26 protein-coding genes are annotated in these 23,218 nt (G+C 65.0%); 15 read left to right on the forward strand and 11 right to left on the reverse strand.

Annotation, left to right across the window (positions count from 1 at the left end; all coding sequences use genetic code 11):
- Positions 1-31: 31 nt before the first annotated feature.
- Complete coding sequence (locus VHK65_07935; protein HVS06083.1) at positions 32-388, forward strand: SUKH-3 domain-containing protein; 357 nt, start codon at positions 32-34, stop codon at positions 386-388.
- A gap of 102 nt (positions 389-490) precedes the next feature.
- Here VHK65_07935 and VHK65_07940 read toward each other — a convergent pair whose 3' ends face one another.
- Positions 491-2,020, reverse strand: coding sequence for an HD domain-containing phosphohydrolase (locus VHK65_07940; GenBank protein HVS06084.1), 1,530 nt, complete (start codon positions 2,018-2,020; stop codon positions 491-493).
- 151 nt (positions 2,021-2,171) lie between these two features.
- On the opposite strand from VHK65_07940, the gene VHK65_07945 reads away from it, so the two are divergent.
- The 6 genes from VHK65_07945 (at position 2,172) to VHK65_07970 (ending at position 6,015) form a co-directional block, all read left to right on the forward strand.
- Entirely contained in the window at positions 2,172-2,732 is a 561-nt protein-coding gene (locus VHK65_07945; GenBank protein ID HVS06085.1) for a DsrE/DsrF/DrsH-like family protein, read from the forward strand.
- 12 nt (positions 2,733-2,744) lie between these two features.
- Entirely contained in the window at positions 2,745-3,017 is a 273-nt protein-coding gene (locus tag VHK65_07950; protein HVS06086.1) for a sulfurtransferase TusA family protein, read from the forward strand.
- Complete coding sequence (locus VHK65_07955; GenBank protein ID HVS06087.1) at positions 3,014-3,796, forward strand: MBL fold metallo-hydrolase; 783 nt, start codon at positions 3,014-3,016, stop codon at positions 3,794-3,796. The genes VHK65_07950 and VHK65_07955 overlap by 4 nt, the downstream gene beginning before the upstream one ends.
- Positions 3,793-4,401 (forward strand): rhodanese-like domain-containing protein, encoded by a 609-nt coding sequence (locus VHK65_07960; protein ID HVS06088.1) that lies wholly within the window; start codon positions 3,793-3,795, stop codon positions 4,399-4,401. Before VHK65_07955 ends, VHK65_07960 begins: the two co-directional genes overlap by 4 nt.
- Positions 4,398-5,450, forward strand: a complete 1,053-nt coding sequence (locus VHK65_07965; protein HVS06089.1) for a sulfite oxidase — start codon at positions 4,398-4,400, stop codon at positions 5,448-5,450. The genes VHK65_07960 and VHK65_07965 overlap by 4 nt, the downstream gene beginning before the upstream one ends.
- Positions 5,451-5,628: 178 nt before the next feature.
- Positions 5,629-6,015, forward strand: a complete 387-nt coding sequence (locus tag VHK65_07970; GenBank protein HVS06090.1) for a DUF2255 family protein — start codon at positions 5,629-5,631, stop codon at positions 6,013-6,015.
- Between the two features lie 15 nt (positions 6,016-6,030).
- Here the strand turns inward: VHK65_07970 and VHK65_07975 are convergent, their stop codons facing one another.
- Positions 6,031-6,678, reverse strand: coding sequence for a hypothetical protein (locus tag VHK65_07975; GenBank protein ID HVS06091.1), 648 nt, complete (start codon positions 6,676-6,678; stop codon positions 6,031-6,033).
- An 85-nt stretch (positions 6,679-6,763) separates the two neighbouring features.
- On the opposite strand from VHK65_07975, the gene VHK65_07980 reads away from it, so the two are divergent.
- Entirely contained in the window at positions 6,764-7,900 is a 1,137-nt protein-coding gene (locus tag VHK65_07980; protein HVS06092.1) for a BMP family ABC transporter substrate-binding protein, read from the forward strand.
- On the opposite strand, the gene VHK65_07985 is transcribed toward VHK65_07980, so the two are convergent.
- A complete protein-coding gene (locus tag VHK65_07985) occupies positions 7,897-8,784 on the reverse strand; it encodes a hypothetical protein (protein HVS06093.1) in 888 nt (295 codons plus the stop codon). The genes VHK65_07980 and VHK65_07985 overlap by 4 nt on opposite strands.
- A gap of 539 nt (positions 8,785-9,323) precedes the next feature.
- Between VHK65_07985 and VHK65_07990 the strand changes: the two genes are divergently transcribed.
- Entirely contained in the window at positions 9,324-9,638 is a 315-nt protein-coding gene (locus VHK65_07990; protein ID HVS06094.1) for a hypothetical protein, read from the forward strand.
- 1,036 nt (positions 9,639-10,674) lie between these two features.
- Here the strand turns inward: VHK65_07990 and VHK65_07995 are convergent.
- From VHK65_07995 to VHK65_08025, 7 genes are read right to left on the reverse strand one after another with little or no spacing between them, the layout of a single operon-like run.
- Positions 10,675-12,051, reverse strand: a complete 1,377-nt coding sequence (locus VHK65_07995) for a kelch repeat-containing protein (GenBank protein ID HVS06095.1) — start codon at positions 12,049-12,051, stop codon at positions 10,675-10,677.
- A complete protein-coding gene (locus VHK65_08000) occupies positions 12,048-13,013 on the reverse strand; it encodes a hypothetical protein (GenBank protein ID HVS06096.1) in 966 nt (321 codons plus the stop codon). Before VHK65_08000 ends, VHK65_07995 begins: the two co-directional genes overlap by 4 nt.
- Before the next feature lies 1 nt (position 13,014).
- Complete coding sequence (locus tag VHK65_08005; protein ID HVS06097.1) at positions 13,015-13,932, reverse strand: ABC transporter permease subunit; 918 nt, start codon at positions 13,930-13,932, stop codon at positions 13,015-13,017.
- Between the two features lie 13 nt (positions 13,933-13,945).
- The gene (locus tag VHK65_08010) at positions 13,946-14,230 is read right to left on the reverse strand and encodes a hypothetical protein (protein ID HVS06098.1); all 285 of its coding nucleotides are present in this window, start codon (positions 14,228-14,230) and stop codon (positions 13,946-13,948) included.
- Positions 14,224-15,051: a TIGR03619 family F420-dependent LLM class oxidoreductase gene (locus tag VHK65_08015; GenBank protein ID HVS06099.1), complete on the reverse strand. Its 828-nt coding sequence runs from the start codon at positions 15,049-15,051 to the stop codon at positions 14,224-14,226. The genes VHK65_08010 and VHK65_08015 overlap by 7 nt, the downstream gene beginning before the upstream one ends.
- A 55-nt stretch (positions 15,052-15,106) precedes the next feature.
- Positions 15,107-15,481 (reverse strand): type II toxin-antitoxin system PemK/MazF family toxin, encoded by a 375-nt coding sequence (locus VHK65_08020; GenBank protein HVS06100.1) that lies wholly within the window; start codon positions 15,479-15,481, stop codon positions 15,107-15,109.
- On the reverse strand, positions 15,471-15,749 hold the full coding sequence (locus VHK65_08025) for a hypothetical protein (protein HVS06101.1): 279 nt from the start codon (positions 15,747-15,749) through the stop codon (positions 15,471-15,473). Before VHK65_08025 ends, VHK65_08020 begins: the two co-directional genes overlap by 11 nt.
- Before the next feature lie 81 nt (positions 15,750-15,830).
- Between VHK65_08025 and VHK65_08030 the strand changes: the two genes are divergently transcribed.
- Positions 15,831-16,475, forward strand: coding sequence for a DUF4232 domain-containing protein (locus tag VHK65_08030; GenBank protein HVS06102.1), 645 nt, complete (start codon positions 15,831-15,833; stop codon positions 16,473-16,475).
- 2 nt (positions 16,476-16,477) lie between these two features.
- Here VHK65_08030 and VHK65_08035 read toward each other — a convergent pair whose 3' ends face one another.
- Positions 16,478-18,343: a C39 family peptidase gene (locus tag VHK65_08035; GenBank protein HVS06103.1), complete on the reverse strand. Its 1,866-nt coding sequence runs from the start codon at positions 18,341-18,343 to the stop codon at positions 16,478-16,480.
- 634 nt (positions 18,344-18,977) lie between these two features.
- On the opposite strand from VHK65_08035, the gene VHK65_08040 reads away from it, so the two are divergent.
- From VHK65_08040 to VHK65_08060, 5 genes are all read left to right on the forward strand, one after another.
- Complete coding sequence (locus tag VHK65_08040) at positions 18,978-19,301, forward strand: C39 family peptidase (GenBank protein ID HVS06104.1); 324 nt, start codon at positions 18,978-18,980, stop codon at positions 19,299-19,301.
- 430 nt (positions 19,302-19,731) lie between these two features.
- Positions 19,732-20,445 (forward strand): response regulator transcription factor, encoded by a 714-nt coding sequence (locus VHK65_08045; protein ID HVS06105.1) that lies wholly within the window; start codon positions 19,732-19,734, stop codon positions 20,443-20,445.
- Positions 20,446-20,676: 231 nt separating this feature from the next.
- Positions 20,677-21,177, forward strand: coding sequence for a transcription termination/antitermination NusG family protein (locus tag VHK65_08050; GenBank protein ID HVS06106.1), 501 nt, complete (start codon positions 20,677-20,679; stop codon positions 21,175-21,177).
- Positions 21,178-21,253: 76 nt separating this feature from the next.
- Positions 21,254-22,174 carry a glycosyltransferase family A protein gene (locus VHK65_08055; GenBank protein HVS06107.1) on the forward strand — a complete coding sequence of 307 codons (921 nt, stop codon included), beginning with the start codon at positions 21,254-21,256 and terminating at the stop codon, positions 22,172-22,174.
- Between the two features lie 89 nt (positions 22,175-22,263).
- Positions 22,264-23,218, forward strand: a 955-nt coding sequence (locus VHK65_08060) for an IS481 family transposase (GenBank protein ID HVS06108.1), incomplete at its 3' end; no start/stop codon positions are given.

Below are 23,218 nucleotides of genomic sequence, written 5' to 3' on the forward strand. Positions count from 1 at the left end.
CAGGGTCTCGATTGACCAGCAGCTCCAATAGATGCGCATCGAGGGCTTCGAGGTCTTCGACCGCGTGATCGCCTTCCTGGAAGAGTTCAGTGGCCTGCGCTTCGGGCAGCCTGTCCCAATAGAGGGCGTGAGCGACACCTATTTTCATTTCGACATGAACGAGGTCTGCATGAACCTCGATCCGGACCTGGTGACGCAGTGGAAGGCGTGGGCCGGCGTGCGGCTGTGTCCGATCGTCGAAAGCCAGCATGGCCACGAGACCCTTTCAATGAGTCCCGATGGCTCGGTCCTCGTGGGGACCGAGCACTCCCTAGCCAAGGTCGCTGACAGCGGTGCTGATGCTGTGGCTAAGCTCGCGAGCTCCGGCAAGATCGCACTTATTCATTAACTCTGGCATTGTGTCAATGGCCTCAGCAGAGAGGCTGTATCGTCAAGCGCGCGGGCGCCTAGCTCCCATCGATGAGGCCGGCCCCCGCCAAGATCGTCGCTCCTAGGCGTGGACGAGGTCGTTCTCCATGGCGAACAACGCAGCACCGGCGCGGGAGTTGACCCCGATCTTTGTATAGATGTTCAGCACATGGCTGTGCACGGTGGCGTCGGAGATGAATAGCGTCCGCGCGATCTCCTTGTTGGTCCGCCCGCGGGCGACCTCCCGCAAGACGCCCACCTCCCGCTCAGTCAGGCCGCCCGGCCAGGCCGCCCGGGCCGTTGCCACCTTCTGACCGGCCGCCGCGATCGTGGCGCCCACTACCTCGCGATCGAGCCGGCCCGAGGCCGCCTCAGCCTCGAGTTCCTTCGCCGCCTCAGCAGGCGCCATCCGCGGACGGTATGGAGCCTCTTCGATCAACGCGTGATAGGTATCGGCAGCCGCCAGCACTCGAGCGGCCGCCGGCAGGTTGGCTGCCCGAAGCCCGCGATGGTAGCCAGAGCCATCGAGCCGCTCATGGTGTAGCCCGGCCAGTTGCCCGTACGGAGCAAGCAGAGCGGAATGCGACAGGATCCGCTCCGTGAAATACGGGTGCAGGCGCACCCGCTCGAACTCGCCGGGACTCAGCCGGTCCCGTTTCTCCCAGATCCCGTTGGGCACGCTGACCTGGCCCAGGTCATGCAAAAGCGCGGCGATCTTGAGCGTCGTCAGTAGCTCGCGATCCATTCCGAGCAATCCGCCCGCTCGTGCCGCCAGCTCAGCGACGGACTTGGAGTGACCCATCATCAGCGGCGACTTCAGGTCGGTAAAGTCGGCGAACGCAGCGGCAATCTCTTGCAGCCGAAATCTCGGCACACATCGTTGCGGCTCCGGTTCAGCGTCGAGCGCCGCGTCCCACAGGGACCCAGCCTCCATTGGCGCCAGAAGGTCGTCTGCATTAGTGACGAACATCCGCGCCAAATCCGGGTCAAGCTCTGTCCCGGCGCGCCGGCCTACAACCTCCGCGGCCGCCTGCCGTCCGGCGCGTCGATGAAAGAACTCTGCCACGTGGGCAACGTGGACGATTCGAGACGCCAGCGAAATCCCATCGCCGGCGGCACCGGCAAAGATCTTGCCGTCCCAGCGCGAGTACACCTCATAGAGTCCCGCGCAGACTCCCGACGTCATCCCGAGGCGGGCAGCCAGCCGTGAAGCCCCTTCGCAGGTTGATGCCTGCATCAGCTTCATGGTCGAATCGCCTTTGGTCATCAGGTTGAAGGTGGTCCGTGCTCGGGTGGCGGCACTCCTGTGCCGATTCAGGCTCGTGAGTGTCTTGCCCATGATCTGGAGTCTGTCCGCGTAGTCGGCGGCAAAGAAGGTGAAGAACAGGTCGATGTCCTCACCCTCGGCCAGTTGCGCGGCAAACACCGCCGCGCCCGTGCAGCCGATGTGATGCAGCAGCGACAGGTAATAGATGTCGGACAGGTCCTGGCCGGCCAACCCCTGCCGCCGCCCGATCCCCACCGCGATCAGCGCATTCCGGAGCGCGCTTTCCGTTGGCAGGTTGTGGGCCAGGTCGCTGGCTAGCGAGAGCGCAGCGAGAAGCTCCGCCAAGCGTAGATCAGTAGTGGCGCTGACCGACTCGGGTGCCGGCATGGTCCCCTCTTGGCCGCCATCATACCCCCGCCTCTGTCCGCGAAAAATCGACTGAACGGTGGATGTCGTGCCGGCCGCGCGCTACTAGGCTCGGCGCTGGAGGTGTCACATGGCTGTAGAAGTCGCAAACATACTGACCGAGTCGGACGTTCGCCGCATCGTCCATGACGAGGTAGCGGAGGCTTTCAAGAGGGACCCTGCCGCCAAGCGGGTCTGCCTGATTGCCTCGAAGGGCTCGCTCGACTGGACCTACCCTCCGCTGATCCTGGCCAGCGCCGCCGCCGCGGCCGGCATGGAGACCTCAATCTTCTTCACCTTCTACGGGCTCAATATCATCCGCCGGGACTTCCCCGAGAAGGTCAGAGTGTCACCAGTCGGCAACCCAGCCATGCCGATGCCTATCCCGATGGCCGACAGCTTCACCTCCCTTCCCGGGATGAAGGCGTTCGCCACGGCGCAGATGAAGGCGAAGTTCAAGAAATATGGTGTCGCCTCAATCCGCGAGCTCATCAGTGTCTGCCGCGACTCGGGAGTCCGGCTGATCGCCTGCACCATGACGATGGAGGTCTTCCGCCTCAAGCAAAGCGACTTCATCGACGGCGTCGAGTACGGAGGCGCCGGAGCATTCCTCTCCGAGGCCCGCCGCGCGCACGTCACCCTGTTCATCTAGGACGCAAGGACCATGGCCGAGTCAACCATCGAGCGCACGGCTGAGATCAGAGTAGACCGCTCCATCGACTGCCGCGGCCTCCTCTGCCCAATGCCCATCGTCAAGACCGGGATCGAGCTCAGAAGCCTCGCGCCTGGGCAGGTCCTCAAAGTCGTCACGACAGACCGCGGCGCCATCGCGGACATGCCGGCCTTCGTCGAGGACACCGGCAACTCCCTGCTGGAATGGCACCAGGACGGTCGCGACCTGGTCTTTTACATCCGCAAGGAGGCGCAGAGCGAATGATCTTCAAGCAGTTTCGCTATGAGCCCCTCGGTCAGGCCTCCTACCTGCTCGCCTGTAGCAAGACCCGCGAGGCCGCCGTGGTCGACCCGATCGCCGATAGCGGAGCCGACTTCTACACCCTGGAAGCCGCCGACCTCGGCGTCTCCATCACCGCCGTCATGGAGACCCACGTCCACGCGGACTTCGTGTCCTGCGCCCGTGAACTGGCCGACCTGACGGGCGCGCCGCATTACCTTCACGAGGCCGCCCCAGTCCGCTTTTCATTCGCGCCGCTGAGGCACGGCCAAATCCTGACTCTTGGGACACTGGAGCTGCAGGTGATCCACACGCCGGGACACACGCCCGAGCACGTCTGCCTCCTGGTCACCGATCACATCCGGGCGGATGAGCCGTGGTTCGTCCTGACCGGTGATTCGCTGCTCGTAGGAGACGTGGGAAGACCGGACCTGCTTATCGGTGACCATGCCGTCGACATCCTGACCGAACCCGAGCGGGTCGCGACGCAGTACCACTCAATCCAGACGCGTCTCTTCACACTTCCCGAACACCTCGAGGTCTATCCGAACCATTACGGCGGCTCCACCTGCGGCGGGGTCAACCTGAGCGGCAAGCCGGGTTCGACGATCTACTTTGAGAAGCACCATAACCTGGCCATGCAGCAGCCGGATGCCGCCAGCTTCGCCGCCTTCGTCAGGGCGACCATCAAGCCGTTGCCCGCCGACTACCAGTGGATCAAGGCGCAAAACCTTGGGCTGATGCCGGCCGAGATCAGTCGATGAACGCCGACCGGGTGAACGCGGCCATCAAAGCGGGCGCGGTCATCCTCGACTTGCGGCCGCCACATATCTTTGCAACCGGTCACCTTCCTGGCGCCATCAACCTCCAGTTCAATCGCGCCGACCTCGCCGATCGCGCCACGATGGCCTTGCCGGCGACTTTGGAGTGCATCATTCACGCGGAGCCCGAACCCGTCGCCCGAGTGGCCGCGACGATCCTGGATGAGGCCGGCTTCTCCGTCTCAGGCTACCTCGAGGGTGGCCTCCAAGCCTGGCGCACGGAAGGGCTTACCGTCGAGACGATGCCAGTCATCGACGTGACCACGCTACGCGATAACCTCGACCGCTATTGTGTGCTCGATGCCCGCGAGCCGTTTGAGTACCGGCACGGCCACGTCCCCGGAGCAGCTTCGCTGCCCTGGGCTGAGTCCTGGCGGAGGTATGGCGAGATGTCGCCCAAAGCCCCGCTCGCCGTGTACTGCGGCACCCAGGTGCGGAGCTCCTTGACCGCCTCCGTGCTGCGCCGCCACGGCCGTGACGCCACGGTGGTCGTTGGCGGCATGTCCGACTGGCTCGAGCGCGGATACGCGGTAGACGCACATCCATGAGCCCCACCAGCGTTCTCGAAGAGCTGATCAGGTCACAGGACCCGCTCAATGCCGAGACATCCATTCAGTCGCTGACCGGTGTCGCGATGCCGACCGAGGCCTTCTACGCGCGCAACCATTTTCAAATGCCAGTCCTGGATCCCACCACATGGCGTTTACACGTCGGCGGTCTGGTCCAGCATCCCACCGTGATACGCCTGCGCGATCTCCTCGCCATGCCCTCCCACACCGAGGTCGTCACCCTGGAGTGTGCCGGCAACGGCCGCTCTTTTCTCAATCCCAAAGTTGACGGCGAGCAGTGGCGGCTGGGGGCCGTCAGCACGGCGGAGTGGACTGGTGTTCAGCTGGTTGAAGTCCTCGAGCGCGCCGGCATCAAATCCGCAGGCAGCGAAATCGTGTTTCGCGGCGCCGACGCGGGCGCCGTCAAGGGCCGAGTAGGGACGACGTGCTTCGAGCGCAGCCTGAACCTTGACGAGGCCCGCAATTCAGGAGCGATCCTTGCTTACGCCATGAACGGCGAGGCTCTCCCGCCGCGGCACGGTTACCCACTGCGCCTCATCGTCCCCCTCTGGTATGGCGTGGCCTCAGTCAAATGGCTGACCGAGATCGATGTCATCGACCGGCCCTTCGATGGGTTCTTCCAGACGGAGAGGTACGTTTATGAGTGGGAGCGGGACGGCCGGTTGATCAAAGAACCGGTCACCCTCCAGCGCGTGCGCGCCTTGATCACCCAGCCTCGGCCGGACCAGCCTATCGAGCCGGGCGACTGTGCTATCCGCGGCCTGGCCTGGTCCGGAGCGGCGCCGATCGCCCGCGTCGACGTGAGCGTTGGCGGCGGTGCCTGGCAGGAAGCCCGTTTACTCGGCGAGGGAACGCATAACTCCTGGCAGCGTTGGGAGTTGGCGACCCAACTCCGTCAACCCGGGCCGAACACTGTTCGCGCCCGCGCCACCGACCTTGCCGGCCGGACTCAGCCCGAGGTGCCCGAGTGGAACCGTCTCGGCTACGGCTCGAACGCCATTCAGGTTGTCCCTATCCGGGTGCTTTAGGCTGGCACCCGGGTACCAGATAGGCTGTACTCCCATCCCCCGCTTGCGTGGGAGGGTCGTCGACTAGTGCGCTTGGTTAGGAACCGAAACGACTGTCCAGTGCGCGCCGCCGTCAGTGGTTTTAGCAAGAGGCTGGCGTCGGCGAGCCGTAACCCATCGGAGCGAAGGAGATCCGTCGATGACACATTGGACGAGTGATCAGCTCGACAAGGTCGGAAGAGCCGAAGAATTGCAGATCGCGTCGGTCCGGCGCGACGGCACGCTGGGAAAGCCGGTGACCGTGTGGGTGATTCGCCACGGCGACGACCTGTACCTTCGATCCGTCAAAGGGCCCAGTGCCCATTGGTTCCGTGGTACCCAGGAGAGGCACGAGGGCCGGATACGGGCCGGTGGTGTTCAGCAAGACGTCACCTTCGTCGACGCCGACCACGACATCGAGGCCGACGTCGATGCTGCCTACCGGGCCAAATACCGTCGATACGCCGGAAGCATCCTTAATAGTGTGCTGACTCCTGCGGCGCGATCGACGACGATCAAACTCGTGCCGCGCCCCGCCCGCTCTTAGTTCAGGCCGCAGGGCCTAACCCGCGGCCACCACCCAGGCCTCGCTCGTGGACGCGGTGTCGATCTGAAAACCTGTGCAGCCTCTAGGCTTTCTGATTCCCATACGGAATTCCCAGATTCCCCAACCAGGGGCGGCATCGGCATTCGACGGGCGACCATCGCCGGGCAGCGCCAGTTCTGCATGCAATTCCACCTGCTTTCCGGCGACCGTGTCAGTTCCCACGACCGGACCGGCGGCCCATTGTCCTATGTAGAAGATCTTCTGCGGGCCGTCGAGCCGCTGGCCCCGGGCGAGCACAACGCCTTGGACGGTCGGGTCGGTGAACAGCGTCACGTCGAAGTAACTGTTCTCGGAGGAATCGGTCCGTGGCCCACCCTGGCCGTAGACCGGACCCACGCCATAGAGCGGTCTGTAGGCGTTGGGGTAAGGGGCGACGCTTGATTCAGGTCCGGTCGGACAGTGACCATCCGCCGGCATCGACGGAAGATTCAACGGTATCGTTTCGAGCCGTGCCAGTTGGGTCTTCTCGGCCGTGGTCAGGCCCGATTGCGGAGCGGACGATGGCGTCGGCTGCACCGCCGACGCCGGCTGGGAGCACCCAACAAGGGCACCGATCAGCCCGGACTGCAGTCCGAGCACGAGCCAATTGCGCCCGTATGCCATTGGGTCGAGACTAGGTCCTGTCCAGCCCCGGCGTCACCGGGAGAACTACGGGTCTTGAGTGCTTTAATGGCGCTGGCGAGGGTTGGTGAGCGCAAAGCTTGGGCAGCTCACTCGGCGTGAGCTGGAGGTGGCGGTCCTGGTGGCTGGCGGCCGGAGCGATCGCGAGGTCGCCGAGAAGCTGTCCATCACGAGGCGGACCGCCGAATGGCATGTTGAGCAGATCCTCGCCAAGCTGGGTCTGAGGTCGCGGAGCCAGATCGCGGCGCGAGTCTCTCAAGCGGAGGCTCTGGGAGGCCCACTACTGGCGGACGACCGGCCGCGGCATGACCCGCCAACAAAGCTCAGAGCCTTCATCGGTTGGGATCCTGAGGTGAGCCAAACCCACGACCTGTTGGCGACGACCCGATTGCTGGCCTGGTCGCCGCCCCTAGAAACCGATTCGTATCGGCAGGAGCGCCTAACCTCACTAGCCGAGGCGGGCTATGACCCGATAATCGTCAGAATCCTCGACGTGGTCGCCCTGGGAAAGGTTGCCAGGCAATACCCGAATACCCAGTTCGCGATCGTGGACGATTCCTCCCTTTCGGCTGACAACAAGAACGTGACGAGCCTCCTCTTCGCAGACCATCAGGGCTCCTACCTCGTCGGGGCCATTGCCGCCCAGGCATCGAAGGCGAAGACCATCGGATTCGTCGGTGGCGTTCGGGTGCCGCTCATCGAGAAATTCCAGGTGGGGTACGTGGCGGGAGCCAGGATGGTGAAACCGAGCATCCGAGTGCTTTCTGACTACCTATCAGAACCGCCCGACTTCTTAGGCTTCGCCGACCCTGCCAAAGGCAAAGCAGCCGCCGGCAGGATGTATGGGAACGGAGCCGACGTCGTCTATCACGCGGCGGGAGGTTCCGGCCCCGGCGTCTTTGAGGCCGCAAAGGCGGCGGGCGCACTCGCGATCGGTGTCGATTCAGACCAGTACCTGAGTGCGCCGGCAGATACGAAGGCAGCGATCCTGACGTCGATGTTGAAGCACGTGGACGTTGCGGTCAGCGAGTACGTCCAGGCCCTCGCGGCGAAGTCGCCGTTGCCGCGCGTCACCATGTTCGATCTTGCCCGGGGCGGCGTCGGCTACTCGAAGAGCAACCCGCTGGTGCGACCATACGTGGCAATGACGGACGACCTCCGTGAGCAGATCATCGCCGGGAAGATCAGGGTGCCCGACCACTAGCGCGGGCCGATCCAGCGAATGATGGCGACAAGCCCTGACGCGCTGAGAAGGACTCCAGCCGACAACGCCAACCAGCGGAACAACTCATGCAACCACCAGGTGTTGGGCGTGAACGGCTGGACCAGATCTCCACGAGTGGAATCGATCCAGATTCCCCGCTGAGACTGAACGGCGAGAGGGAAGCCGTAGTCGCACGCCTCCATCGTCAAGATGGCGACTCGGTCACCGACCCGAGCATCCGGGGGCGTGTCGTAGATGTCTAGTAGAAAAGCGATGTCGCGGGACGATGCGTCAAGCGTGAGATGGAGGCCGGCACCAGGCTCGTCCCGAACCGTGGCGATGACTCCAGACTGCAGCTGAATGCCCTGGATGCCCAGGTGCCAGCCCAGCCCGAGCAACCCCAAGCCCGCAGCGATCCACACCGCCAGCGCCGCCGGTTGGACAATTCGTCGCAGACGCCTTCGGCTCTTGCCGGCTGGTCCCGTGTGATCCCCCCGACGACGCCAGGCGCCATACATGACGAGGAGCGTCACGGCGGCGAGGCCTATCGGTATCAACCACTCCAGGCCATGGTCGCCGCAGGTCTGCGATACCTGCTGGAATCCAATCCACACCGCGATGCCGAGGTTGGCAACCTGGATCGCTGCCACCAGCCAGAACGAAATTCGGTGCCGGCGTATCGCGAAGGCCAGCAGACCCGCGAAGTTGACTCCGCACCACACAAACCAGGCCACGGCGGCTCGTGTTCGTTCAGCAATAACCTGCGGGTCGCTCGTCAGGAAGTGGCGCACGGCCCAGGCAATCTCGGCGGCCACGAACCAGAAAAGGCACTGGACCGCGACGAGTACCAGGATGGCCGCAACCCACCCGAGGCGGACCCTCACGGAACTATCAGCCTTCGAGGCACCTCAAGGCGAGAAACGATGCGGCGGTGGCCAACATTGCACCGGACCACAAGCGCCCGCGGTGCTTGACGTTCGATATCCGCGCCCCCCAGGCTTATTAAGGACTGCCGCCACCGCCGCCAATCCACCGATCCCATGGGGGCTGGGGGTCTAATGGGTCTCTACTACCGGGGTGGCGATCATTCCAGTTAAAAAGCCAAGAGATAATCCTGCCAATCAAGTAGCCGACGACCACCATGACTGGGATGGTGGCTAATGCCAGGATGAGGGGGAGCGCATCCTTCATGTACCAATATCAACGATAAGTCTGGTCCAGGCTGGCGCGGGCCGGCTACCAGACGACGTGCATGCGGAGCATGTGGCTCTCTGTCAGGCGGCCCGCTTCTAACCCTCTGGCGGCGATGGACGAACGTGACGAATGTCACAGCCCGGGAGTGCCGTGCGTCATCGTGCGCTCGAGTGCGCGGCCTTATGTTGGCTCCGGCGAGCGCGAAGCGGCCGCCGAAGGAGTGAACATCATGTTGGCGACTTATGACGTTCGGCGATCTCCGACCCGGGCTCTTGCAATCAGTTTCGCGCTTACGGCATTGCTAATCATCGGCGGTGCGGTGGGCTTCGCGGTGAAAGGGCTGACCCAGGGCGCCCTGATCAGCCGGCCAGCATCCGTCGTGGTGTCCAGCCTTGCCGGGCCGATGGTGAGCGGACGCAGCGCCGCGCAGATGACGCGTATCGAGCTCAACGATGAGCGGTCCCAAGCACAGTCGGTCAGCGTACCGACGGTAGGCACGGCAGACCATAGCAACCACGCCAATCCCCGCTTCGGTCCCCGCTAACGCGATTTCCTAACAGGCCGGAGCTGCTGCTCCGGCCTGTCGTTTACTGCCGCGATAGGGAAGCCGAATGTCACCGGGGGCCGCGTCATTCGACACACGTTCGAGATGCCGGTGAAGCTCAGGGCTGGTCTACGACAAGCTGGAGATCCGATCCCGCGAAGAGCTGGCGTCCGCACTGTACGAGCGACACGAGCCTATGAAGGGCGCTACCACCTGAGAGGGAGATAGTTGCATGGATTCAGCCTTACGGTCGCTACCCTGCCAGGGTTCCCGTTATAGAAATACACCTCAACTCGATAACTACCCGGAACGGTGTAAATGGTAGCCGCGCCAGTTCCCGCATAGCCGTTGAAGCCTGGGCCGTATATGTAGATCTTCGCCCCAGATCCGAAGCTGCTAGTTCCGACGGTGATGTACTCGTGTCCGCACAGCGGATTCGGCGCAGGTGGACTCGAAGGCCCTGGAGGAATTGGCGTCGTAGGAATCGTTGGTGACGGAGCGGGTTGACACGGGGGGCCCGGGTCTGGAATCACCACGAGGGGGCCGCTCTCACCACCAAAAGGGCCGACGATGACAGCAACGGACACGCTCCTCTGCACCGTGACCGCTCCGGCAACGGACGCAATCACGTCGCCGATTGTGGCCTTCGCACCTGCCGTGAAGCGACCGTTCTGGTCAATCGTGCCGAGACTCGGACTTGAGAGCGACCAAACTGTGGCTGCCTGCGCGAGGGGGCCGCAACCCTGATCCAGCACGACGGCCGAGAATTGGAGGACAGAACCGGCGACAACCTTTTGCTGCACGCGTGGCTGGATGTCCAGGTATGTCGCGACTGGCGCTGGGGTGGGCGGCGCCACTGGAGAAACATCGGGCGACGTCGATGGTGAAGCCGGCGGCGTAAAAGCGCTTGAGTCGCATGCGACGAGAAGAGCCGCAGCGGTAACAACGACTCCAAGAAGGCCCGTTTTCATCGCGAGCCACTCCCCTCACTATCCGTCCAAACTGGCCCCCCTCAGCGCAAATCCTAGGCAATTAGTTACCGGTTGTCCAGGGGCATGGGGGTTGATCGGCGTTTCCACGCTCGCCGGCCACGCAGCAGACTGATCACCAGCAGCATGAGCAGACCTCCATCGAGTCCGAGGATCAGCCAGGTGAGGGATAGGCTGGCCAGGGCCTGCCCCGCGGGCGGCCGGCCCTCGGGATCGAAGCCGAGCGCGACGGTATCGAGCAACACCACGACGCGTCCTGAGGGGAGCGCGACGGGGACCGGCGTCGGATCCCCGAATCGGCTCGCGAAGTCCGCCGCGGTACTGGTCGCGAAGGCCCAGGCACCAGTCGATGGGTCGAAGAGCTGACCACCCACGATCGTGGTCGTCACCCGGCCTCGCATCGGACCCGCCTGAATTGCCGGTAAGAAAACGCGTCCATCACGCAGGAGCACCGCGGCGGCCGTCGGGGGCGCGATCCCGCCGGGCCCACCAAGCGGCAGCCCGCCCGATCCGATCGGGCTCCCGGCCGAAGCCCACGACCCGAGTCGCGAATCGAAGAGCAACGCGCCTGGCGAGGTTCCGAATCCGTTGGGCTGGTCGACGATTCCGCCGATCACCAGGGCGCGCCCGTCCGGCATGCCGACAGTACTGGGAGCGCATCGCGGCTCCGGCAGCGGCCGCGTCGACGCCCACCTCGACGTCACGGGGCTGAATACATCCGCGTCCGCCAGGGCGGAAAAGCCGGGCTGAGTCTGCCGGAAGGAGCATCCACCGACGGCGAGCGCGCCGCCATGCGTCAAGGCGACCAGCGCCAGGCCGTTTCGTGCCAGCGACAGGTCGCCGGCCGTCGACCACGTCTTCACGGATGGGTCATAGAGTTCGGCACTGGCGACGGCTTGGTACGGGTCCTGGCCGGCGCCGGCGGGTGCCAGATCCTCACGTACGACAGACCCTCCGACGAGCAGGACGCGACCGTCCGACAAGCGCACGGCGCTCGGATTGAGGCGCGCCGTGCGCAGGTCGCCGACTCGATTCCAGCGATTTCGCGAGGGGTCGAAAATCCAGGTGCTTCGATAGAGCTGGTGAAGCACCCCGTTGCCTCCCTGCCCCGCGGTTACGAGGACGGTCCCGTCGGCGAGGGGGACCGCAACGTCGGCGCCACGCGGCTCCGGGATGGGCGCCGCATCGGTCCATCGGCTCGAGGCCGGTTCGAAAACGACGGTCTGTTCCAATGGCTCCCCGGTCTGGGGATTGAATCCTCCGAGCACCACGACGCGACCGTTCGCTGTTGCCACGACGTGCGAGGATGACGTGGATACGGGCGGCGACGGCTGCCGGCTCCATGCGCCGGTCGTCGTCAATAGTGGCTGACACGCCGAAAGCGCCAGGCCAAGTGGCACCAACAGGAAGAGGCGCCTCATCATGGCTGGTCCGCTCTGCCGCGGAAGGCACGTCCGAGCAGCTCGAAGGCCAGGGCGGTCAGCACCAGGGCCAGCGCGGGTACCAGCGCCGGGACCAGTTGCTGCCGGATCGCGTAGATCCGCACATCGGAGAGCAACTGGCCAAGCTCGGGCTGGTTCGCGAGCCGATAGGCGATGGAACCCTCCTCAACGATGGCGGTGAAGCCGCCCAGGTAGTACTGGAGGAACCCGAGCTCGGCCAGTAGGACCAGAACGGCGCTCGCCTGGTAGGAGAGCTCGATGGTTAACGCCGGTCGCAGGTACGGCCAGACGTGCCGCCGAAAAAACCCGAAGCCCTGCGAACCGACCGCTTTCGCGCCAAGCGCGAAGGGTTGAAGCCTGACCCATTCCACGCGCCCGGCGACCACCTCCGCGATGTCCCGCCAGCCGACGATCGCGATCGCCACGACGAAGCCGAACAGGCGGGCGCGCCCCGGCCGCGCGATCGTGCTGGGGCCGCCGGTGAACGCCGTGATCACCAGCACCGCCAGCGCCAGGTACGGAAATCCCGCGATCCAGCCGCCGGCCGCGCGGGTGACCGTCCGAACCCAGCGCGCGCCCGCCGCGATCAGCACCCCGGCGATGATTCCCAGCAGCATCCGTGCCAGGAGCGCAATGCCGACCAGCTCGAGCGACGGCACGGCACCACGGGCGGTGACCGCGAGCAGGTCGCGTCCGCCAGCGTCCGAGCCCAGCACGAAGAAGTGGGGGACGAGATCGGGCGATGGATTGTCGACGGTGTAGAGCCGCATCGCGCTAAGCGGGGGGAACGGCGGAAGCGAAATCTGGCCCCCGCTGAATCCGCCGCCCCAGGTCTGCGTTGCCCAACGGTCGGGAATGCTCAATCCCAGAATCACGAGGACGGCCAGCCCGGCGATCAGCGCAACGGCGAACCCCGCGAGGAGAAGGGGCCGTCTCCTGCCCATCTCAGCTGCCCACTTCGGCCAGCCTGGGGTCCAGCCGCTGACCGAGCAGCCGAGAGACCGCTTCCAGGATGGCGAGCATGCTGGCCAGGACCACAGCGGACCCGATCGCGACCGCCGGATCCAGCTGTGGCGCCTGCTGCCCGTAGGCCACGCCGAGCGATGTCAGCAGCAGCCGACCAAGGCCGGGATAGGCGAAGAAGAACTCGACCAGTGGCAGCGACCCGACCATCAGGCGGACCGAGTTGATTGCCGTCAGCACCAGCCCGGCCGCCGCCGGCCGCACGATGTGGCGAACCACGACGCTGCGCCAGCCCAGGCCCTTCGCCAGCGCGGTCCGGACATAATCGGCGCGCGATTGGTCGGCGATCAGAATCCGGCTCTGCCGGAACGCATAGGCCGCGGGACGCACCGCGAGCACGGCGCTGCTCCAGATCAGCTGGGTCGGCGTCGCCGTTCCGAATGAGCCGGAAACGTTGACACCGCTGAGCCCGTAGATGGCCGACTGCAAGTCCTGGGCGAAGATCGCCAGCAGGAACGTCGGAATCACCCAGACCAGGCTCCCAACACCTAGCACCAGTTCCAGCCACGGCTGGCGTGCCCAGGCCGCGACGGCCGCGAGCGCCGTCCCGACGCAGGTTCCCAAAACGATCGATACCAGCACCAGCTCGACTGAGGCGACTGCCGCGCTCGACACCTGGGTCACAAGGTTCGCTTCGAAGGCCGAAGGCGTCGGCAGGCGAACGGCGAGCGCCTGCCCGCGCTCGACCAGCAGCCACGTCACCACCAGAATGCCGGTGACCTGGAGCCCGAGCGTCATCATGACCCGCCCGACCGGCGCGACCTGTGGGCGCCATACCGTGGCGAGTCCGAACGCCAGCGCGAGGGTCAAGCTGATCAGGCCGAGATTGACCCACAGCACCCGAGGCTATTCTCTATGTGCCGCGCCGCTCGCGGACCCGCAACCGGAGATAGCGGAAATAACTCCTCAGCGATCTCGACAGGGCATAGGCTGGCGCGGCCATGACGACAAACCACATGACGACGTTGAGCCACACGGGCGCCTGCCGGAAAGCAGAATAGAATCCACCTGCAATCAGGGCTCCGGCCAACATGGCGGCCACGAGCGCGAAGCCCCAGTTCAAGAACTGTGAAAAGGCTTCTTCAGAACTGACCGGCACGGTGCCGATGCCGAGGGCCCTGCGGAGGCTTTCTAGCACGCCGGCATCACCTCTCGCGCGAAGGTGCGCATCCCGGGCACGAAGTCTTCAACCGTCGCGCCGAAGTATGCGCAGACGTGTTCCGCGCCGGCCTTCTGGAAGGCTTTGATTTTCGCGAGGACAGTCTCAGGGTCGCCGGCGAGCGTCGTCCGCGCACCCAATTCGACTCGGCGGCCATTAGCGAAGCGTCGCACCTTCTCGGCCCGCAGCCCGAAGTCCTCTGGACTCAACCCCGTCGATTGCCACACATCCCCGAGCGTTCCGGCGCGCCGAAGAGCGGCGTCGGATGCGCCGCCGATCAGGATGGGAAGCCGTTCGCCTTGCGGCGGCGGCGGGCCGAAGTAGCCCTCATCGTACTGATAGAACTGCCCATCGAACGGTCCTTGCGCGCCGGACCAGAGATGCCGAAACAGGAGGATGGCCTCATCCAGTCGTTTGCCGCGCGTGGTCCACACGCCGCTCGCCCCAATGTTGCGAAATTCCGGCTCCGAGTAGCCGGCTCCGAGCCCGAGGGTGAAGCGCCCGTTGGAGAGCAGGTCGAGCGTGGCCGCTTGCTTGGCGACGACAAAGGGATTGCGCATCCCGAGCACGATCACTGACGTGCCGAGACGGATCCGGCTGGTGCGCGCCGCGAGATAGCCAAGCAGCGTCAGCGGTTCGATCACCCACGGATAGCGGTCCTTGAGGTCGGGACCGACGAGGACATGGTCGAGCGGCCAGACGCCCGAGAAACCTAACTCCTCGGCGACTTCCGTGATTTCCATGAGCTGCTTGAGGGTGACGCCTCGGTGACCGTTCGGCAGGGCGACATGGATATCCATGCCCCAACCCTACCTCCCCCCACAGCGGGGGAGGAAAGGAGCCCGGCTCTGCAGGCTAGGGCTCGGGAATGACTTCACCGATAGCGCGCCTGACCGCCCGCACGACCGCCTCGAGAGTCCGTCGAGATAAGCGCGGCCCGAGCGGCCCACGGTAAAGGAACTCGCGGTCGATGGTCGTGATCTCTTCGCAGAAAAGCACCCCGGGCCCAGCGAGGCCGCCGGTGCGGCCCGGCACCGGTACCCTCGTTGGCCCCAACCGCCCCGCCGAGAAGATCGGGACGACGATCAGGTCGTCGCGCAGGCTATTGCGCCTGTCTTCAGAGATTACGAGCGCCGGGCGCGGTTGGTGCGGATCATCAGGCTGACCACGCGTGTAAGCCATCCACAGCTCGCCCCGTCGTGGTGTCCGACCGAAGTCCTTAGCGGGCAGGGCGCTTCAGCGTCCTGTTAACCGCGGCGCGTCGAATCTGACGCCAGTCTCGCCGCTCGCTTTCCTCGGTCGGTTCCGGGGAGCTGAACTGCTCGATCATCGCCTCGTCCTGACGAACCCGGTACCAGTTCTGCAGGGCAGACTCCATGACCTTACTGCGGTCCATGTCGGCGTGACGTTGGACATAACGGTCGACCGCGTTGAGCAGCGCTGGGTCGACAGTAATGCTGACCTTCGCGCGCCGCCGGCTTCCAGGCGAAGTTGCCACGCTCGAATAATACTACTTTTTGTCCTACCAATCGGTGGGATGTAACTATCGCTCCGAATACGCGTTTCTATTGGTGTGGATATGCGCTCCCGGCGACTCGTCGTGATCGTCGCGGGTCCAGCAACGCTGATGGCGGCGAGCCTGCTGGCCGCCTGCAGCCCGGGAACCGCGGGATTCCCGGCCAGCTCGCCGACGGCGAGCGCCATATCCAGCCCGACTCAACAGCCGGCTATTAGCGCCGTACCCAGCGCCACTGACCAATCGACGCCGGCAGGGACATCGATGAGCCGCTGCGCGACCGGATGGCTGCAGATGAGCCGCGGGGTGACCCAGGGCGCCACGGGCAACGAGCGGACGGTGGTCACGATGGTCAATCGATCTGGGTCCACCTGCTACCTGGGGGGATACCCGGGAGTGGAGATGGTCGACTCCAGCGGCCATAACCTCGGGGATGCGCAGTGGAGCACCGACTCGTTCTTCGGCACCTATGCCGCGCCGCACCGCGTCGAGATCTCAGCTGGCGGCTCGACCTTCCTTGAGCTGACCTATGGTGGGAACGATCCGTGCGGGACCACTCCGGCACAGCATCCGGCCAGCCTCAAGATCACGCCTCCGGGTGCCTACGACTCGGCGACGATCTCCGCCAACCCAAATCCCGGCACGATGACTGTTTGCGCCAATTATTTCCAGGTGCATCCGGTGGGATCGGGCCTGCAAACGCGCTAGCGCTAGTGGCCGACGGGGCCGTAGTAGCCGTTTAGGTCGATGACGACGTCGGCGTAGCCCGCGGCATTGTAGACGTCGAACCCGGTGGGACCCAGCTTGGTGACGACCAGGTTGGGGATCGTCTGCCCGGTCGTGAAGTTCAGGTCGGAGGCCAGCGGCTGTGGCGTCCCATCGGGCCACACCGTCAGGTAGCTGGGCGCCGCCGCACCGACCGAGGTGACGTTGGCGACAATCGCCGTGACCCCGATCGCGGCGGTGTCCACGAACTGGACAGTCGCCACGCCGGCATCCCGTATCGGCCCGAAACCGGACCGCGTGTCGAGGATCCGCTGCGGCGGGATCGCCACGAAGCGGCTGCCACCGGCGGCGCTGTTCGCGTCGGTGAACCATCCGTTGACGTCCACCACGACGTCGACCCGGCCGTAAGCGTTGAAGATTCCGATCTGGCCACCGGAACCGACCGGGACGATGACCCGGTTCGGCAATGACTGGCCGGCCTGGAAATTGAGGTTCGAGGTCGCCGGCAGCGCGGATCCGGCGGGAAATATCGACAGATTGCTCGCCGAGCTGGCGTTGGTCGCCGTCACGTTCAGCGCCACCGCGGCGACACCGGCCGGCGGCACGCCGCCCCGCCCGGTCACCTGGAGATTGCGGATCTGCCGCTGGCCGACCGGCCCGCCGTTACTTCGGGTGTCGAGCAGCCGGGCGGGCGGCAGCGCATTGAAGAGCCCGGCGTTGGTCGGGGACGCACTCGGGCCATACCAGCCTTCGACATCGACCACCACGTCGGTCTGCCCGCCGCCATTGAAGAGGCTGACTACGCCGTTGGCCCCGATGGGCACCGTCACCAGGTTCGCCAGGGTGACCCCAGCCGTCCAATTCAGATTCGATGTTCCGGGCCGACTACTTCCCGCCGGGTAGACGGTCAGGTAGCTGGGTGCGGTCGTGTTGGTCGCGGTGACGTTGAGCACCACAGAGTCAGCGCCGCTGGAGGGGACGCCGCCACGCCCCAGCACCGCCAGATTGAGAGTTCCCCCGGGCCCGATCGGGCGCGGCGGAACGCCGCCGGTGCCGTCGCGGGTGTCGAGGATGCGAGCCGGGTTGAGCGGCTGATAGGTGTCTTGCGGAACCGGCGTTGGGCCCTGGAAGGTCGACGACGCGGTGCTCATGCCGGGGCCGACTGCATTGCCGCCCATGATCACCGCCATGTTGTTGAAGGTCGCGTAGGACGACTCGAAGGTCGACTTGCTAATCCACTGCGTCCCGAACCAGGGATTGTTGACGAGGACGAAGCCATTGGTCACACCCCGAACCACGGCGGCATGCTCATACGGACTCCCGAACTGGACCGTTCGTCCGTCGAAGGCGACGTAATGGGTGACGCGGTGATAGATCCAGTCGAAGGAGATCCAGGCGATGACCGGTTGACCGGCCAGCACGGCCTGGTAGATGCTCGATGGCGCAATCCCTTCGCCGGCCTGGGCGACCGTGGCGCCATCGGCCTGGGCCACTCGGGCGATCGGCGCGTAGTACACCCCGTAGCCGGTCAGCCCACGCTCGCTGCCGTCGACGTTCCCTACAAAGCTCGCATACGGATCGCCCCAATGAAAGCCAGATGAATCCGAGGTCGGCGCCCGCCGATCGGCTCCGATCTGACTCAGCAAGGTGTCCTCCGCGACATTGATGCCGTACGCGCCCAGGGTCATTCGCAAGGCGGCCGCTTCGCAGCTGAGCCCGTGCTGCTGGTGATACTGCGGGACCGAGAGGATCCGCCAGTTGGTGGCCTGGGCGGTGAACGTCATCGCCGCCTCCGCCGACCATGGGCTCGCCAGCGCGCCGATGCCCGCGAGCACGGTGGCAGCGATCATCCAGGAGCGGCGAGCCGGCGCGAATCGATGATTTGTCTTCAGTCCGATACCTCCTCGAGGCCTGCCGCGAGCGTGAGTGGCATCCTACAAGAAAAGGGACCAGTCGGCCTGTTATCGGGCCCAGCTAACTCGGCGACGACTTTCGGGCAGAATCAGTTGCCCGAAGGCGCACGCCATTGACACGGACCGTTTCGCTAGACTCGGGGTCCACAGTTAGGCGATAACGTAAGCGGTAGGAAGGGAGGGATCTATTCGGTGAAGAAGCTGCTGCTTCTCCCTGTGGTGCTTACGACGCTCCGTCTTGCCTTCGCGTTCATCATGCCGCGACGGCCGCCACCGACCTTCGATCGCTGGCTCCGGCCGCCCACCTGAACTTGCCGTCCGTCTTATCGGCCGGTAGCGGAAGCGAGGTCGCTGCCAGGCCGGCTGGAAGCACGGGAAATCTGGGGTCGTCGGCTTTACCCGGAGGGTCGTCATCGCCCGGAGGGTCGTCATCGACACGCCAGGACTCGACCAACCGGCCGTTGATCACGATCCAGGACGGAGGCCACGCGGCCACCGCCGGCCATGTGAACTGCGGCCGCTTTGGCGGTGGCTTCCACGGCGGCAAGCACCTCGATGTCCGAACCTGTCGATCGCCCAGTCTCATGGCGCGCCGGGGGCCACCGGCGGCGAGGGGCTATCCGCGTCGAGCGTTTACCAGGCGGTGCTCAGCGGGCAGCCGGTCATCGCCTGGACCGAGGTCGGCTGGTTCCGCCCCGCGATTCACAGCTGGACCGCCTGGGATGGGCGCAGTATCCAGTACTCGCTGGACGAGCACACGGTCGTCCTCACCGGGTTGACGTTGACCGATGTCCGGGTGAATGATCCCTGGCATGGAACCCAGTACTGGGTGAGCCGGAGCACGTTCGAGATCTCCTGGGCTGACTTCAACCGGATGGCGGTCATCCTGAAATAGGCCCCGATGACCGGCAGGGCCGTTCGGTTCTTGCCTAGTCAGTATGGACGGACCGGCGAACTCGCGCTAAAACGTGGATTGCGGCGACTCAAAGCTGAACTCTGGATGGCTATCGAAGGTCCGTCCGAACTCAAAGCGACTGGGAATTCCTGCCCGAAAGGGCAAACCCAGACTGCCTGGAACGTGACACGATCCGACTACCACTTGGGGCTAGTCCAATCGGGCATTCTTCACCATATCTAAATGAGCCTTAAGCCTTCCCTGTTGACATAGGCGATGTGGACCTGTCAGGATGCGCGATAAGGCTTTAGAAGAGGGGCCGACGTTTCCTAGGGGAATTGGGGCAACTTGTACCTCACGGTCAATAACTGCGCTTACATAGCCGGCGCTGCCGCCGCAGGCCGGCGGGGTACAACTGCGGGGGCAGCCAGTGGCAACGATCCTGGCGGTTGACAAGGATACCCTCCAGCTCGAGGTGCTGAGCCACCTGCTCCGGCAGGAAGGCCACAAAGTCCACGCGACTGCTGAGCCGGAAACGGCCCTCGACCTGCTCCAGTCCCAGTTGATCGACCTGGTGGTCGTGGAACCGGTGCTGCCCCGCCACGACGGCGTCCGGATCTGCCAGCAGATGCGTCAGCTCAATCCCTACACCCCCCTGCTGGTCCTCTCCGAGCGCAAAGAAGAGGACCAGATCGTGCGCACGCTCCTGGCGGCGGCCGACGACTACGTGGTCAAGCCGTTCTCACCGCGCTACCTGCTGGCGCGGGTGACCGTCCTGCTGCGTCGGTCCAACCTCAACCGTGGCGGCCGCTGGGTGGACGAGAACCTCTCGATCGGCGAGATCTCACTCAATCTTCAGCAGGCTCAGGTTCTGGTTAGCGGTCACCGGATTCCGTTGACCCAACGGGAGTTCTCGCTGCTCTACGCGCTGATGGAGAATGCCGGCCGGGTTCTCAGCCGTGATCAGCTGACGGAGCTGGCTTGGGACCACTTCGCCGGGATGCCGAAGACGGTTGACGTGTATGTCCAGCGGCTGCGGAAGAAGCTCCAGCCGTATCTCGATGGGCGGGAGTACATCCAGGCGCTTCGTGGCTTCGGGTACAAGTTCGAGATGCCCCAACCGCACGCCGCCGCGTCGCGCTAGTTGTATTAGTTTGTATTAGTAAGGTTAAAGGCTAGTAACCGACCGTTGAGGTAGTCGCAAGCCTGCTTTCACGGTCGAGTACTGGCCGCGGTCACTTTTTGCACTCACCGTTGCAGAGAGCGGCCATCGAGGAGATTGTAGGATGGCGCCGCACGTCAACGATCTGTAACCAGCAACAAGGCCTCCTCTTACCCTCCCGTGTTTCGCGGTCCCTAACGTGCGAGGTCTCCGATGTGGAATGTCCTTCACGCTGCGCCCAACGGCGAGCCGCAGGTCTGCAAATTCCTGGGCCTGCATGCGATCGAGGCGTACGCCCCTCAGTTCCCGGTGCCGCCGCGCACCAAGCCCGGTAGCGTCCGCGACCGGCACCACCGCTGGGTCTTTCCCGGTTACGTCTTCTTCAAGCTGGAAGACGGCTTCACCCGCTGGGACCTGATCCGCTGGGCGCCCGGCGTCCGCCGGATGCTTCAGGAGGACGGCGCGCCTGGAACGGTGGATGACGCCATCGTCGATCACGTCCGCCAGCGCCTGGCGGAGCGCTCGCTGACCCCCGCTCGCCCCACCTTCCGACACGGCCAATCGGTCGTCATCCAAAGCGGCCCGCTGCGGATGGTGGACGCCATCTTTAAGCGGAACCTGGACGCACCTGCACGGGTGCAGATCCTGGTCCACATCCTCGGGCGCCCGCCGGCGGTCGAGGTCGACCCGGCGATCCTGAAGGCGACCGGCTAGCCACTCTCGCATCCCGAGGGATCGCGTTTTCGAGCACGCAAGTGTTCGAAACGGCGGAGCCTGCCCACTTCAAGAAATGCCTGAGGTCTCAATCGTTGTCCCGACCCACAACCGAGCGCCGATGCTAAAACGGCATCTCGACGCCCTTTCGGTCCAGAGCTATCCGCGGACGTCAACGGAATGGATCGTCGTCTGCGACGGGTGCACCGACGGCTCCGCTCAGGTCGCACGCGAGGGAGGTGCTGACCGGGTGATCGAACAAGCTGCGTCAGGCCCGGCTGCAGCCCGAAACGCGGGGCTCGCCGCCGCCACGGGCTCTCTCGTGTGCTTCCTGGACGATGACATCATCCCCGACCAGGGATGGGTGAAAGCTCTCCTCGACGACTATCGCCCGGGGGAGTCGAAGCTCTTGCACATGGGCTACTGCCCGCATGCGCCAGGCAGCATCACGACCCATCTGGATCGCCGCAACGCGGCCTGGTACCAGAGCAGGATCGACGTGATCCGGAGGCCGGGCTATGAGCCCCGCTTCACCGATTTCTTCTGTGGCAATTTCGCCGTCAACCGAGAAGAATTCGCGGCCTTTGGCGGCTTTGATCCGAGCTTCTGGCTGGCCGAAGACTACGAGCTGGCGTTCCGCGCTCTCGCCGCGGGCTGGCGGATTCGCTTCGTCCCGGGCGCGCGGGCGGAGCACCACTTTCATCGAGGTCCGCGCGCCTATGGTCAGCAGGCATTTCGAGCTGGGCAGGCGGACGCCCTCCTGGTGCGCGTTCATCCCGAGATTGCGCCGGAGGTTCGCATCGGGCTGCCGCGGCGGCCGCTGAAGCGGATCGCCGGGGTCGGTTGGCGCGCCGTCGCGCTTCGCACCGCAATCAGTGTCGACCTGGTCGAACGTCTGGCCTTGATTGGGGAGCGAGTGCGGATGCGACGGCTACTCGACCTCCTCTACGCGCTCCTCTGGGATGGTCAGTACTGGCGGGGAGTGGCGGCCGCCTAGTTGTAGTTCCCACGGACCTTGTTGACAACTGAAGAGCCTCCTTGCACGGTTTGGGGTGTGAACAACAACCAGACCGAGAGGAGGCTCAGATGCAGCATAGGCCGCGACTCACCCCCTTTGGAAGACTGTTGCTGGTCCAGCGCGTGAGGGAACTGTGCTGGTCGCCGGCCAGCGCGGCTGAGGCCGTTGGCGTGTCGCGGGCCACCGTGTACAAATGGCTGCGCCGTTATCGGGAGTTGGGCGAGCCGGGTTTGGTGGACCGGCCCTCGCGGCCGCACCATTGTCCGCACGCGCTGGCCGAGCCGACGGTGGCCCGGATTCTGCAGGCTCGCCGGCGCTGGCGCCAAGGGCCGCATCGCCTTGGTCCACGGTTGCGGTTGCCGCGCTCGACCGTCTATGGCGTCTTGCGTCGGCATGGCGTCTCGCGGTTGGCGGATGCTGACCGCCCCACCGGCATTCCGATCCGCTACGTGCGGGAACGTCCCGGCGAATTGCTGCACCTCGACTCCAAGAAGCTGGGTCAGATCCCGGCGGGTGGTGGCCATCGATTCCTGGGTCGCGGCGGGGCCCGCGGCAGTCGGCAGAAAGAGGGTCGCGGGTACGACTATCTGCACGTGGCCGTGGACGACTGCTCGCGCGTCGCCTTTGTCCAGCTGGCGGCGGACGAAACGGGCCCGACCGCGGCCCGCTTTCTGCTCCAGGCGGCGAGCTTCTTCGCCGAGCAGGGGGTCCGCATTGAGCGCGTGCTGACCGATCGCGCCTTCGCCTACACCGTGTCGGGCGAGTTCCGAGAAGCCATTACCCGCCTCCAGGCCCGCCACCTGGTCACCCGCCCGTATCGGCCGCAGACGAACGGCAAAGCCGAGCGCTTCATCCGCACCCTGCTGCAGGAATGGGCCTACGCTCGCTTCTATGGGAGCAACCAGGAACGTCAGCGGCAGCTGCCCCGCTGGGTGCGCTTCTACAATCGCTACCGACCCCACACCGCGCTCGGCGGCCAGGCTCCCACCTCAGTTCTTGTCAACAAGGCTGATGGGAACTACA

It is taken from the genome of Candidatus Dormiibacterota bacterium (assembly GCA_035544955.1).
Taxonomy (GTDB): Bacteria; Chloroflexota; Dormibacteria; order CF-121; family CF-121; genus CF-13.